Raw genomic sequence first — 12997 nt, 5'->3', positions numbered from 1 at the left:
AAGAGCCTAAGGTCTTAGCGGGCGAAAAGTGCCAAAAAGACGAGGATAGCAATGATCACAATCGACGACCATTTTACCCAGTTCATGAAGTTGTCAAAGGTCTTTTCCTGTGACGTTGTATCCATGGAGCCGTGTTCGTGTTTGGCCATTTGCGTAATCCTTTGACTGGTGTTCGTTCCAATTTGAAAACGTGGTTACTGCATTCGCGCGGGCATGTCACGATATCAAAGAACACGATCTTACGTGTTTTTTCTCTGCGTCAGGGCTGCATCCGCTTCGATATCCTCGACCAGGCGAAAGCCGATCCGATTCGCGGGCTTTTCGGGCTTGGCCTTGGGCAAGGCACGCAAGGCGACGTTCAACTGGCTGACGTGTTGCACCAATTGCATCCGTCCACCCCCGCCGTCCTGACCGTAAAAGGTGACGATATCAGGGTCGAAATACCCCATCCCTTCGATCCGCAAGACGCCGGCGTCGCCGCCCGTGAACCCCATTGCAACCTCTTGGTCCCCGTCCAGCTGCTCTTCAAAATTCTTGAGGTACAGCACGACCCGCTCATAGGCCCATTGCGCAGGGGATTTCTTGGACGCAGGCGTGTCTGTCATGCCCTTTGGCACCGTTTGCTGGGCGGCATTGCGTTGCGTTTCATCGCAATGCACCTCGTGCACGCGTGGCAAGGCATCCGCTTCGGCGGCCTCGGCTGCGGTTCTGATCAGATCATCCATTGGCTTGTTCCGTTGCCTGATACACCCAGGCCCCATCTTCTGCCCGCAATTCGCGCGTGGCAAGACCGGTTTGATACAGATGACTTAGATGTGCGACGGCCTCGACCAAGGCCAGACCATATTCACCTTCGCCGATCTTGCGTTTGAACAAGGTCGGAAAGCATTCCGAGGCAGATTTCGGCGTGTCGATATATTTAACCAACCGTTTCAGCGCACCGTGATGGTTATCGATCAGCTGGCGCATACGCGTCGGCAATCCGGTGAACGGCAGCTTGTGCCCGCCAAGCACCAGATGATCTTCACGGCTCATCGGGGCAAGCCGTTCGCAGGCCTCCAGCCATTCACCAATCGGATCGGCCATGGGTTCTGTGGCATAGACACCCACATTGGGGCTGATCGACGACAAAATCTGATCGCCCGCAATAACCAGATTGTCATCCCTGCTCCAGAACGTCGCGTGTTCGGGCGCATGGCCATTGCCCATATGCACGTCAAAAACGCGCCCGCCGATGGTGATTTGGTCGTCCTGCTTGATCCGGGTAAAGCCCAAGGGCAGTGGATCAACAATATCAGCAAAGTTGAAGGGCCGCTCGGACGCGCGTTTGTCGTACAGATCACGGTCCATCCCTGACATCTTGTAGAATGCCAAGGTCTCGGCCGCCGGGGTTTCTTGGGCGTCCAAGGTCAGCATGCGCGCCGTCAGCCAAGCGGTGCGTGTGGTGACCAGCTCTGCCCCGTGTTCAGTCTGAAACCACCCTGCCAACCCGATGTGATCGGGGTGGTGGTGGGTAACAATCACACGCGAAACCGGCTTGCCCCCAAGAGGGCCTGCCATCAGGTCAGCCCAGATGGCCTTGGCTTTCTTGGATGAAAACCCGGTGTCGATGATTGTCCAACTATCGCCTTCGTCAAAGGCATAGACATTCACGTGGTCCAGCTTCATCGGCAGGGGCAAGCGCAGCCAAAGAACACCCGGCGCGACCTCGATCGCCTCATCATGAGCGGGCGGTGTATCCCAAGGATAGCGCAAGCCCACAGGTTTCATATCAGTCATCAGGCGGCCAACTCATCAGTGGTCAAGGCAAACAGGTCATCCGCGCCCGACTGCGCATGCACCAGCAGACCCGCGTGTTCCGGCAGCAGACGCAGGATATAGAACCGCGCCAGTTTTTCGCGCGGGCCGCCCTTGTCAGCCAAGGCCGCCTTGAGGTGCAAATGCCCCCCCAACACGCGCGCAAAAGCGCGAAGATATGGCACGGCACCTGCGAAACGCGTATCCATATTGTCTTGGGCGACCAACCATTCTGTGGCCTCGCGCAGCGTTTCAGTCGCCTGCCAAACCGCATCCGCCATGTTCGGGAACGCATCGCGTGCCGCTTCGGCGTGGGTTTCGATCTCGTCCATCAAGCGGTTCGCCGCCTCGCCGCCATCCATCATCTTGCGCGCAACCAGATCCATCGCTTGGATGCCGTTGGTCCCCTCGTAGATGGCCGTCACGCGGACATCACGGCAGAACTGCGCCGCACCGGTTTCTTCGATCACGCCCATGCCGCCATGCACCTGCACACCCATCTGCGCCACGTCGATCCCGACGTCCGTTCCGAACGCTTTGGTGATCGGGGTCAGGAAGGCCGCGCGCGACTTCCACTCGGCCTCGCCGGTGGCGTTGGTCATGTCGATGGCCACCGCACAGCTGGCCGCAATGGCCCGCGCGGCAAAGGTTTCGGCCTTCATTGTCATCAGCATGCGGCGCACGTCCGCATGATCAACGATGGTGCCAGACCCGTCGGGCCGGATGTTTTTGCCCTGCTTGCGGTCCAGCGCATAGGACAGCGCATGTTGATAGGCCGCTTCGGCAACGCCGATCCCTTGCTCACCAACACCAAGCCGCGCGTTGTTCATCATGGTAAACATCGCCGCCATGCCGCCCTGTTCAGGGCCAACCAACCAACCGACGGCCTTGTCATACTGCATCACACATGTGGGCGATCCGTGCAGGCCCATCTTGTGCTCTAGACTGACGACTTGGAGGCTGTTTCGCGCGCCCAGACTGCCATCTTCGTTCGGCAGGAACTTAGGCACCAAAAACAGGCTGATCCCCTTGGTGCCCGCTGGGGCACCGGGCAGACGCGCCAGCACAAGATGGCAGATATTTTCGGCGAAATCATTGTCGCCCCAGCTGATGTAAATCTTTTGGCCCGAGATGCTGAATGTCCCGTCGCCGTTGTCTTCAGCCTTGGAGGACAGCGCGCCCACGTCCGATCCGGCCTGCGGTTCGGTCAGGTTCATCGTGCCGGTCCATTCACCGCTGATCAGCTTCGGTAAATACAGCTCTTTGATGGCGTCGCTCGCGTGGTGCTCTAGCGCTTCGATCTGGCCTTGGCTCATCAACGGGGCCAATTGCAGCGACAGACAGGCACCGCTCATCATCTCGTTTACCGCGCTGGCCATGGTCAACGGCAGGCCCATGCCACCATATTCAGGGTCCGCACTGATACCGATCCAGCCGCCTTCCGCGATAGCCTTGAAACCGTCCCCATAACCGGGCGATGTGCGCACGACACCGTTTTCCAGCTTGGCCGCGTGCAAATCACCAGGGGTTTGCAAGGGTGCCATCACATCGTTGCACAACTTGCCCGCCTCTTCCAAAATCGCACGGGTCACATCATCTGTGGCCTCTGCAAACTTGTCGGTCGCACGCACGTCCTCAAGCCCGACAATATGGTTGAATAGAAAATTGTAATCCTCGACGGGGGCGCGGTATGGCATCGTATTTCCTCCTTGGGCGTGCGCGTCTGCTTGGCAAATAGAGCATCGACCTGATAAGCCCTCAAACATAAAACCGGGGGCAGTTTCGCAAGGATGCTGTGACTGGCCCGCCACCGCAACCCGAAACACAGCGTCACAAAGGCTTCGAGCGAACAGATGACCGATATACTGCAGCCTGACCCCCAAGGGATCGCCCGCGCCGCCACGATTCTGGCCGCTGGCGGATTGGTCGCGTTGCCGACCGAAACGGTTTACGGGCTGGCCGCCGACGCCCGCAATGGCGCGGCTGTGGCCCGCATTTATGAAGCAAAAGGCCGGCCCAGCTTTAACCCGCTGATTGTGCATCTGGCACAGGCTGAAGACGCGCAGCGTTATGGCATCTGGTCTGACAACGCCCAAATCCTTGCATCCGCGTTTTGGCCCGGCCCGCTGACGCTGGTTTTGCCATTGGCTGATGATCACGCTCTGTCCTCGCTCGTCACCGCAGGGCTCGACAGCGTTGCCCTGCGTGTGCCCGCCCACCCGACATCCCACGCGATCTTGCAAGCGTTTGACGGCCCTATCGCTGCACCGTCCGCGAACCCGTCGGGACGCATCAGTGCAACGACCGCCGCCCATGTGATGGCTGGCCTGGACGGGCGCATTGACGCTGTTGTCGATGAAGGTCCCTGTGCCGTCGGGCTTGAAAGCACCATCATCGGGCTGACCCAAGATACCCCCATTCTGCTGCGTGCAGGGGGCCTGCCGATTGAGGCGATCGAAGCCGCCCTTGGCATGCGGATCGACGTCGCCGATGGCGCAGAGATTATCGCACCGGGGCAAATGACGTCGCATTACGCCCCTGCCGCCCACGTCCGCCTGAACGCGCAAACGGCCTTGGAGGGTGAAGTTTTGCTGGGTTTCGGCGAAGTTTCCGGCGACCTGAACCTGTCGCCCAGCGGTGACCTGACCCAAGCGGCGGCCAATCTGTTCGATTATCTGCATGCGCTTGATGCGATGGGCAAACCCATCGCCGTGGCCCCCATTCCCGATCACGGGCTTGGCAGGGCCATCAATGACCGCCTGCGCCGCGCCGCCGCGCCGCGCTAGCTATGCACGGCCCGCAGCCGAACTCAGGCCCAGCGGATCAATCCCCAGCGAAGACAACGCCGCCGCCCATTTATCTGCGTCCGGCAGATCGAACACGATCTCGCGCTTGGCATCGCAGGTCAGCCAGCCATTTTGGGCGATCTCGTTCTCAAGCTGGCTTTCGCCCCAACCGGCATAGCCCAACATCAGCAAGGCCTTTGCAGGCCCCTTGCCGCGGGCGATATCCTCTAGCACATCAAGGGTGGCAGTCATCCCGAACCCGTCTGCGACGTTCAGGGTGTGCAACACCGATTGATATTCAGAGCTGTGCAAAACAAAACCGCGCGACGTCTCGACCGGGCCGCCAAAATGCACGCCCAGGCCTGATGTATCGTTAAATTCAACATCGCTGAGCTTGTCCAAAACATCTGTAAGTTTCAGATCAGGGGCGGGCTTGTTGACGATCAGCCCCATCGCCCCCTCGGCAGAATGTGAGCAAATAAAGATGACAGAATGATCAAACCGTGGGTCGCCCATACCAGGCATCGCCACCAGCAATTGCCCCGTAAGATCCATTTCCATCCTCTTTCACCCCCGATAATATCCTGCCCGATCAGCATGGCCTGTGGTCCCGTTCCTTTCAACCCCGCCACGTTGTAACGTTTCATAATACAATAGTGACTTGGCAGGCATCCGCCTTTGGCCCATGAAAGGCGGATGAAAAGAACACTGATCCCGCTGATCCTCTCCGCTTTGCTTGCGCCGCTTCCGGCATCCGCCATGGATGTTATCAAGGGCGAGATCCTGCAAGGCTGGGTGCGGCCCGACGGCAACCGCGTCGCAGCAATCCGAATGACGATGGCCCCGGGGTGGAAAACCTATTGGCGCGCGCCCGGTGATATGGGCATTCCGCCGCATTTCGACTGGGCCGGATCACAGAACTTGTCGGCCGTCGCCGTGGAATGGCCAACCCCGACCGTGTTTCGCGTGGAAAACCTGACAACGATTGGCTATAAGGATCAGGTGGTTTTGCCTTTGGTTATCACCCTTCCAACGAAAGGTGCCCCCGTTCACCTGAAGACAACAATCGATATGGGCGTGTGTCTGGATGTCTGCGTGCCAGCGCAATTGCATCTGGACGGCGTGATCGACACTGACGCAACCCGTGCAGAACCTGCGATTGCCGCGTCCCTTGCCCAGCGTCCCTATACCGCGAAAGAGGGCCGCGTGGCCAAAGCCACCTGCGCAATCCGCTTTAACGATGGCGATCTTGAGCTGGAAACAACCATTACCTTGCCAAATACAGGCGGGCCGGAGCTGGTCGTGATTGAGACTGGCCACCCTGATTTATGGGTCAGCGAAGCAGACACAACGCGGCACGGCAACACCCTTACGTCCAAGGTTGATGTGGCCCATTCGACCGGTGGGCCAATTGCCCTGAACCGCGCGCATATTCGCATGACGGTTTTGGGCAGCAAACACGCGGTCGATATTCAGGGCTGTACGCCCGGCTGATCAGGCGGGGCGTTTCCGCTGTGACGCTGCGAAGACGATAGCACCCACGACATACCCGCCCAACGACAACACCGCTGCGCCCCCGATAAACAGGATCAATGCGGCCGTAAGTGGTGACATGGCAGCCATTCCCGGTGCCAGCGACAGCAGCACCGGATGCAAGCTGCCTTGCCAACCGGCCCAGCCCAGCGTCAGCGCCGCCCAACCGATCATCACCGCCCAAAGCGCCATCAGACCAAGGCGCAAACCCGGTGCCCGCGCAGCCAGACCGCGCCGCATCGCCCGCACCTGCCGCGAAATGTCATGCTGCGCCGCGATCAACGCAGGCACCACAAGCAGCACGAGGAACATCCCGAATCCAAGGCCGTAAACCAATGTGATCACCGTTGGTTTCAGGAACTGCGCCTGTTGGCTTTGCTCATACAGCAGCGGGGCCATCCCCAAGACGGTGGTCAGCGTCGTCAGCATGACTGGCCGCAACCGGTCAGACGCGCCATCGATGATCGAAGGGATCACCCCGCGCGTTTCGCCGTATTCGTCAATCGTACCAATCAAAACGATGGAATCGTTGATGATAATACCGGTCATCCCCAACAACCCCACAACGGTGAACATGCTCAGCGGTACATCCCAGACGGCATGGCCATAGATGGTGCCTACCAGCCCGAAGGGAATGATCGACATCACCACCAAGGGGCGGGTCCAGCTGCCAAACACCCAGCACAACACCAGATAGATGCCCGTCAGAACCAATATCAGCCCGGTCAAGGCGTCGGATAGAAACGTATTTTCCTGCTCGCTTAGCCCGCTGATGCGGAATTCAACCTGCCGCTCCGACGCGATGGTGGGCAGGATTTCTTCTTGCAAGGCCGTCGTAATCTCGGTTGCGCGGGCGGGATCGTCTTCGGAAATATCGCCCGTTACCGAAATCAATCTGATCCCGTTTTCACGCCGCACCGTGCTGAACCCTGTGCGCCGCTCAACGCTCACAATATCGGCAAGCGGCACGTATTGCCCGTTCGGCGTGCGCATCTGGGTACGGTCGAGGAAATCAGCCGTCAATTCGCCCTCGGGCAGTTCCACCCGGATCGTCGCAGACCGCGGCCCGTCGGGATATGTTGCCGCCTCGATCCCGCCCAAGCGGTTGCGCAGCGCGCGGCCAAGCGTGTCGATGGTAAAGCCAAGCGATTGCCCCTGCGCCGTCAAATCAAGGATCAGCTCTTCCTTATCATAGGCCAGATTGTCTTGCACCGCGCTGACCTCGGGATAGCGGCGCAGGGCGTTTTGCAGGTCTTCTGACGCGGCTTTCAAAACATCCGTCTCGGCCCCGTAAAACTGCACATCCAAGGCATCACCGCCGGGACCAGACCGCCACCCGCGAAAGCTGACCGTTTCGGCCAAGGGGTGGCTTACAACCGCGTCTTGCAGTTCGGCCACAAAAGCAAAGCTGGAATAGGGGCGCAGATCGGCGTCAATCAGTTCAATCGAAATACCGCCCAGCAGATCGGCGTCTTTGCTATCGGCCCCGTCCAAACCCCGGCCCGCATTCCCGCCAACTTGGGCAATCACATAATCAATCGGGTTCGTGCCATAGCGCTCGGCGTATTCTTGGCCCAAGCTTTCTGTCGCGCGCTGCATCTCGCGCATCATGTCCAAGGTGTCTTCTCGGGTGGCCCCTTCGACCATGGCAAAGTTACCGGTAACCGACCCGCGCTCCGGCGCATTAAAGAACCGCCACTGGACGTCGCCTTGGACAAACAATGCAACCTGCGATGCCAGCACGGCCACCACCCCAGCCAACACCACATAGCGGCCCGCAATCACCCCCGCCATAAACGGCCGGAACAAGGTTTCGCGCGCCCAGAGGAAGCCTTTGTTCACCACGCGGCTGGGCAGATCGTACCAATGTTCCTTGGCTCCGGCGGCCATGGCATGGGCCATGTGGTTGGGCAGGATCAAAAAGCATTCGACCAAGGACGCCGCCAAAACCGCAATCACCGTTAAGGGGATATCGCCGATCAAACTGCCAAAACGTCCCCCCACGGCCAACAGGCCAAAGAACGCGATGATCGTCGTCATGGTCGCCGCAAACACCGGCAGCGCCATGCGGCGCGCGGCATTCTCCGCCGCGACCAACGGGCTTTCGCCCAGTTCCTTGTGCCGGTAATCGGCATGTTCACCAACCACGATGGCATCATCAACGACGATCCCCAAGGTAATGATCAACCCAAAAAGCGAGATCATGTTGATGGTGATCCCGCCCGCATACATCAATGCAATCGCTGCCGCCATTGACGCGGGAATACCCGCCGCGACCCAAAACGCCGTGCGGGCGTTCAGGAACAAAAACAGCAGCCCCACCACAAGCGCCAAGCCCACCAGCCCATTGTCGATCAACAGATCAAGACGGCCGGTAATGGCCTCGGCACGGGTGCGTATCAGCTCGATCGTGACACCTTGGGGCAGCATCACGGCCATCTCGGCAGCGACGTCTTCGACGCTCCGCTGAATGCCAATGGCATCGCCCCGATCAGACCGGTCAATACGCACCGAAATCGCAGGGTCCTGCCCCACGAAATAACCGACATCGCGGTCGGAGCCTTTTTCGATCACACGCGCCACATCGCCAACGGTCAAGGCCGACCCATCTGCATTCGTCCGCAACACCACACCGGAAAGCGCCTCGGCGCTGCGTTTGGCTGTGCCCGTTCGGACCCGCGCATTCGCGCCGGTCACATCGCCCGCAGGGTCGGCATCAACCTCGGCTGCGATGACGGAGGCGATTTCCGACATCGTGATGTCATAGCTGATCAGCTTGGTGGACGGCACTTCGATCAATGTTTGCGGCGATGCCACCCCTTGGATCGTGCTGCGCGTCACCCCTTCGGCAAACAGCCGCGTGACAAATTCATCTGCAAAACGGCCGAGCTGTTCGGGGCTGATCGGGCCGGTAATAACCACGTCGGTCACCCGGTCCCGCCACACACCGCGCCGCACAACGGGGTCTTCGGCGTCTTCTGGCAAGGTCGTGATCGCGTCGATGGCCGTTTGCACATCAGCAGCAGCGCGCGCCATATCCCAATCCGGTTCGAAATCCAGCGTGATCGTCCCGCTCCCCTCGCGCGACGCCGCCGCAGAGCTTTCGATCCCTTCGATTGTCAAAAGCGCGGGCTCTAGCACCTGAATGATGGCCCCATCCACGTCTTCGGCCCCAGCCCCGCTCCAGACCGTGGTCACGCTGACATTATCGATAACCACATCAGGAAAAAACTGCGCCCGCATGTTTGGCGCGGCAGCGGCACCACACACCAGCAGCATGACGAGCAACAGGTTCGCCGCCGTCTTGTGACGAACAAAATAGGACAGGATGCCCCCGGTGCTACGCGACATGCTGCGGGCCATCGCCTATCCCCCTATCCGGCTTTCAAGACGCTCGACCATTTGCGCGGGCACCTGTGGCTCTGCCAGTTGTGCCAGCACGCGTGCTTTGGCGGCCTCTGGCATACGGGTGTTCCCCTCGACAAAAGCAATCAGCTTGGCCCGACGTTCGTCGGTCAGTGCGACCATTGGGTTTTCTTCGCGGGGGGCTGCCCCTTTGCGCAGCGGCTTGACCGCGATACCAGCCCCCAACAGTGGCGAACGGGCCTCGACCACGTCGCGACCTGCGATATCGCCGCGCACCAATACCTCGTCCCCGACGCGGCGCAAAAGCTCGACACTCACGGCCTGAAGCCGGTTTTCGCTACCCACGACCAAGACACGCGCCTGCGCATCCAGCGCCGAACTGGGCAGGCGGATGACGTTTTTAAGCTCGGGCTCGCTGATGCGCACCGTCACGAAATCACCCGGTTTGAACCCCGGTGCCTGCGTCAACGTCGCAAAAATCAACCGCCCGCTGGCCCCTTCGCCCGCTGCGGCACTTGCGCGGGTGATCTTGCCAATCGCCTCAAGGTCCAGCCCGGCCACATCCAACGTCGCGGTAAGATCGGCCTTGATCAGGTTACCATCCACATCAATCAGCCGCGCATATTGCGCGGTGGAGACACGAAAGGACACCTCAAGATCGTTCGGATCAATCAATTCGGCCAGACGTTCATTGGCCGACACCAACCGCCCCTCCACCACCAAAGCACCACTAAGGGTACCGTCAAAGGGCGCAGAAATTGTTGTCTCGTCCAGACGGCGTTGCGCATCGGCCAGCGCGATCCGGCTGCGCGACAACTGGCTGGCGGCTTGATCAATGCGCGCTTCGGTTTGGGTCACGACCTGACGACGCGCCAAGACGGCCTGCCGCGCGCTGGATGCTGCAAGCTCGGCCGTTTCGGTTGCAGTCGCGGTGCCTACACCGCGGTCCGCCAAATCGCTTTGACGTTGAAAGGCGCGGGTCCGCAGTGCGGCTTGCTCCTCGGCGGCTGCTTGTTCGTCACGGGCCAGTTCCAGCGCCCGTGCAGCGTCGCGCCCCTCTGCCTCGGCATCCTGCACATCGCTTTTGGCGCGCTCGACCTCGGCCAGCGCATCGGCGCGGTCTAGCCTGACCAGAACCTGACCTGCGCGCACCTTGCCGCCGTCCTCAAACTCGGGGGCAAGTTCGACCACACGACCGCCAACAGCCGCGCGCAGCTCAAGCTGGCGACGGCTTTGCACCGACCCAAAACTCTCTAAAACAGGTATTTCATCGCTCGGCGTTGCTCGGACCACGTTAACCGAAAAAACCCGTTCACGCGGGGCCTGCGGCGGCGGCGCGTCAGCCATACGTTTTTGCACAGCGCCGCCAATCATATCGGCAGCAAACACCAACAGACCCAAGGCAGTCGCAGCCAGAAACAACCCAATCATACTCTGTCTTAGAAAACGCATCTTTGTCCGATCTCAAAACCACTTTGCCGCAATGGTAACCCACCCAATAAACATACAAAATCACAGTTATGATACGGATGCACTATTGCTTTCCGTCGCGCGGCGGGCAGAAAAAATAGCGTTTTTCTATTTTCGCCGCTGATGCTCGTCCAGACGGGGCATGATCTCTACGAAATTGCAGGGCCTGTGGCGGTAATCCAACTGTTTCAGCAGGATCTCATCCCACGCGTCCTTGCAAGCACCCGGCGATCCGGGCAGCGCGAATAGATACGTGCCTTGGGCCACACCGGCGGTCGCGCGGCTTTGCACCGCCGAGGTGCCGATCTTTTGCATCGACACAATGGTAAAGATCGTCCCGAAGGCATCGATCTCTTTCTCATAGACATCGCGGTGCGCCTCGACCGTGACATCGCGGCCCGTCAATCCCGTGCCACCCGTGCTGATAATCACGTCAACCGCGTCATCCGCACACCATGTGCGCAGCTGATCGGCGATCTGGGCTCGCTCATCGCGGATGATCGCGCGATGCACCAGTTCATGCCCCGCCTCGGAAATCCGCGCGGCCAAGACATCGCCAGACCGGTCCTCCGCCAAGCCGCGTGTGTCCGAAACGGTTAAAACCGCAATGCGCACGGGAATAAACTCTTTGCTCTCATCGATACGGCTCATGCCCGCTCCAATACTGCTAGCCGCGCGGCGAGTGCGACGAATATGCCACTGCTGATCCAGCGCAGCGCTTGGCCACCTTTGGCCAGTTTGCGCCCCACACCACCGGCGAACACGCCGACCAAGGCGTTGATCACAAATCCGCCAAGCGACAGAACCGCCCCAAAGATCAGGAATTGCATCAAAACGGGTCCGGCTTCGGGCACCACGAATTGTGGCACAAAGGCCAGCACAAACAAAATCACCTTTGGGTTAGTCAGGCTGACGATCAAGGCCCCGCGAAATGCGGATGGGGGCACGGCACCGGTTTGGGTATTCCGCCCCCCGCGAAACGTCTGCGCCGCGAGCCACAACAGATACGCGACCCCAATCCAGCGGATCACGTCAAAGGCCCAAGGCACCGCAGCCACCAGTGCGCCCAACCCCAGCCCCGCAAGCGTGACATGCACCATACCGCCTAGCGAAATACCCGCGCTCGCCGCGACGGATGCCTTAGGGCCAAAACGCATGCCTTGCCCCAGACAAAACATCATATCCGCCCCCGGCGTCAGGTTCAGCGCCAAGGCGGCAGGCACGAAGGCCAAAAGCGTCAGGGGATCAACCACGGTTCAACTTTGCCTTCAGCTCTAGCAAATCCGCCCAGGCCTCGCGTTTAAACTCCGGGCTTCTCAGCAAATAAGCCGGGTGAAACATCGGCAACGCGGGCAGGCCTTGCGCTTCGGTCCACTGGCCGCGCAACCGTGTGATGCCGCGCTTGCCCAGCAAGGCCTGCGCCGACCAATTGCCAACAATCACCAAAACCTCAGGCTTGGCCAAAGCAATATGCCGCGCCAGAAACGGCTTCATCATCGCGATCTCGTCTGGCTTTGGGTCGCGGTTCTGCGGCGGCCGCCACGGCAACACGTTGGTGATATACACTGGTGCTGTTCCATGAGACCGGCCCATGTCGATCGCGGCCAACATCTTGTCCAGCAACTGCCCAGCGCGCCCGACAAAGGGGCGACCTTCGCGGTCCTCGTCTCGGCCCGGTGCTTCGCCGACAATCATCACCCGCGCACCCGGTGTCCCGTCGCTGAATACCATATTGCGTGCGCCGCGTTTCAACTCGCAATGCTCGAACCCCTCCATCGCGGCGCGCAGTTCCTCCAGCGATCCGGCACCCGCCGCGATACGCGTGGCCTCGGCCACAGGATCAACACCCGCTGCCATTGGAACAATGCGCGGGTCGCCTTTCTTGGCCGCCTTTGGTTTCTCAACCGCGGCAGGTACTTCGTAGCGGTTGACGGGCGCATCACAAATCGACTCGGTCGCGCCAAGTTCGATCTGCCAATGCAAAAGCGCGAGCGCCTGATGATATTCCACTGATTCCATGGTCCCAACTTACGCGCTGACGTGGC

At 60.1% G+C, this 12997-nt stretch carries 12 protein-coding genes; 2 read left to right on the top strand and 10 right to left on the bottom strand.

The window, feature by feature from the left end:
* Nucleotides 1–14: 14 nt before the first annotated feature.
* The 4 genes from AADJ11_RS07495 to AADJ11_RS07480 form a co-directional block, all read right to left on the bottom strand.
* Nucleotides 15–149 carry an aa3-type cytochrome c oxidase subunit IV gene (locus AADJ11_RS07495; protein WP_341233907.1) on the bottom strand — a complete coding sequence of 45 codons (135 nt, stop codon included), beginning with the start codon at nucleotides 147–149 and terminating at the stop codon, nucleotides 15–17.
* A gap of 90 nt (nucleotides 150–239) precedes the next feature.
* Nucleotides 240–725, bottom strand: coding sequence for a DUF6173 family protein (locus tag AADJ11_RS07490; RefSeq protein WP_341233906.1), 486 nt, complete (start codon nucleotides 723–725; stop codon nucleotides 240–242).
* On the bottom strand, nucleotides 718–1779 hold the full coding sequence (locus tag AADJ11_RS07485; protein ID WP_341233905.1) for an MBL fold metallo-hydrolase: 1062 nt from the start codon (nucleotides 1777–1779) through the stop codon (nucleotides 718–720). Before AADJ11_RS07485 ends, AADJ11_RS07490 begins: the two co-directional genes overlap by 8 nt.
* The gene (locus AADJ11_RS07480) at nucleotides 1779–3494 is read right to left on the bottom strand and encodes an acyl-CoA dehydrogenase (RefSeq protein WP_341233904.1); all 1716 of its coding nucleotides are present in this window, start codon (nucleotides 3492–3494) and stop codon (nucleotides 1779–1781) included. Before AADJ11_RS07480 ends, AADJ11_RS07485 begins: the two co-directional genes overlap by 1 nt.
* Nucleotides 3495–3650: 156 nt before the next feature.
* Here AADJ11_RS07480 and AADJ11_RS07475 point away from each other — a divergent pair, with 156 nt between their 5' ends.
* A complete protein-coding gene (locus AADJ11_RS07475; protein ID WP_341233903.1) occupies nucleotides 3651–4583 on the top strand; it encodes an L-threonylcarbamoyladenylate synthase in 933 nt (310 codons plus the stop codon).
* Here AADJ11_RS07475 and AADJ11_RS07470 read toward each other — a convergent pair whose 3' ends face one another.
* Entirely contained in the window at nucleotides 4584–5138 is a 555-nt protein-coding gene (locus tag AADJ11_RS07470; protein ID WP_341234471.1) for a YqgE/AlgH family protein, read from the bottom strand.
* Nucleotides 5139–5279: 141 nt separating this feature from the next.
* Between AADJ11_RS07470 and AADJ11_RS07465 the strand changes: the two genes are divergently transcribed.
* Complete coding sequence (locus tag AADJ11_RS07465) at nucleotides 5280–6077, top strand: protein-disulfide reductase DsbD domain-containing protein (RefSeq protein WP_341233902.1); 798 nt, start codon at nucleotides 5280–5282, stop codon at nucleotides 6075–6077.
* Here AADJ11_RS07465 and AADJ11_RS07460 read toward each other — a convergent pair whose 3' ends face one another.
* The 5 genes from AADJ11_RS07460 to AADJ11_RS07440 all read right to left on the bottom strand — a co-directional run bounded on the left by AADJ11_RS07460 (nucleotide 6078) and on the right by AADJ11_RS07440 (nucleotide 12971).
* Nucleotides 6078–9479 (bottom strand): efflux RND transporter permease subunit, encoded by a 3402-nt coding sequence (locus AADJ11_RS07460; RefSeq protein WP_341233901.1) that lies wholly within the window; start codon nucleotides 9477–9479, stop codon nucleotides 6078–6080. It lies immediately after the preceding gene.
* Nucleotides 9480–9482: 3 nt separating this feature from the next.
* Complete coding sequence (locus AADJ11_RS07455) at nucleotides 9483–10934, bottom strand: efflux RND transporter periplasmic adaptor subunit (RefSeq protein ID WP_341233900.1); 1452 nt, start codon at nucleotides 10932–10934, stop codon at nucleotides 9483–9485.
* Between the two features lie 126 nt (nucleotides 10935–11060).
* A complete protein-coding gene (gene moaB / locus AADJ11_RS07450) occupies nucleotides 11061–11603 on the bottom strand; it encodes a molybdenum cofactor biosynthesis protein B (protein ID WP_341233899.1) in 543 nt (180 codons plus the stop codon).
* Nucleotides 11600–12205, bottom strand: a complete 606-nt coding sequence (locus tag AADJ11_RS07445) for a LysE family translocator (protein ID WP_341233898.1) — start codon at nucleotides 12203–12205, stop codon at nucleotides 11600–11602. Before AADJ11_RS07445 ends, moaB begins: the two co-directional genes overlap by 4 nt.
* Nucleotides 12198–12971 carry a uracil-DNA glycosylase gene (locus AADJ11_RS07440; RefSeq protein WP_341233897.1) on the bottom strand — a complete coding sequence of 258 codons (774 nt, stop codon included), beginning with the start codon at nucleotides 12969–12971 and terminating at the stop codon, nucleotides 12198–12200. Before AADJ11_RS07440 ends, AADJ11_RS07445 begins: the two co-directional genes overlap by 8 nt.
* Nucleotides 12972–12997 lie beyond the last annotated feature (26 nt).

This window comes from uncultured Sulfitobacter sp. (assembly GCF_964021855.1).
In the GTDB taxonomy this organism is placed as follows: domain Bacteria; phylum Pseudomonadota; class Alphaproteobacteria; order Rhodobacterales; family Rhodobacteraceae; genus Sulfitobacter.
This window is presented reverse-complemented; position numbering and strand designations above follow the sequence as displayed.

Excerpts from the sequence above, each read along its gene's own strand:
- AADJ11_RS07495 (WP_341233907.1), bottom strand. The coding sequence starts at position 149 with ATGGCCAAACACGAACACGGCTCCATGGATACAACGTCACAGGAAAAG.
- AADJ11_RS07490 (WP_341233906.1), bottom strand. The coding sequence starts at position 725 with ATGGATGATCTGATCAGAACCGCAGCCGAGGCCGCCGAAGCGGATGCC.
- AADJ11_RS07485 (WP_341233905.1), bottom strand. The coding sequence starts at position 1,779 with ATGACTGATATGAAACCTGTGGGCTTGCGCTATCCTTGGGATACACCG.
- AADJ11_RS07480 (WP_341233904.1), bottom strand. The coding sequence starts at position 3,494 with ATGCCATACCGCGCCCCCGTCGAGGATTACAATTTTCTATTCAACCAT.
- AADJ11_RS07475 (WP_341233903.1), top strand. The coding sequence starts at position 3,651 with ATGACCGATATACTGCAGCCTGACCCCCAAGGGATCGCCCGCGCCGCC.
- AADJ11_RS07470 (WP_341234471.1), bottom strand. The coding sequence starts at position 5,138 with ATGGATCTTACGGGGCAATTGCTGGTGGCGATGCCTGGTATGGGCGAC.
- AADJ11_RS07465 (WP_341233902.1), top strand. The coding sequence starts at position 5,280 with ATGAAAAGAACACTGATCCCGCTGATCCTCTCCGCTTTGCTTGCGCCG.
- AADJ11_RS07460 (WP_341233901.1), bottom strand. The coding sequence starts at position 9,479 with ATGGCCCGCAGCATGTCGCGTAGCACCGGGGGCATCCTGTCCTATTTT.
- AADJ11_RS07455 (WP_341233900.1), bottom strand. The coding sequence starts at position 10,934 with ATGCGTTTTCTAAGACAGAGTATGATTGGGTTGTTTCTGGCTGCGACT.
- moaB (WP_341233899.1), bottom strand. The coding sequence starts at position 11,603 with ATGAGCCGTATCGATGAGAGCAAAGAGTTTATTCCCGTGCGCATTGCG.
- AADJ11_RS07440 (WP_341233897.1), bottom strand. The coding sequence starts at position 12,971 with ATGGAATCAGTGGAATATCATCAGGCGCTCGCGCTTTTGCATTGGCAG.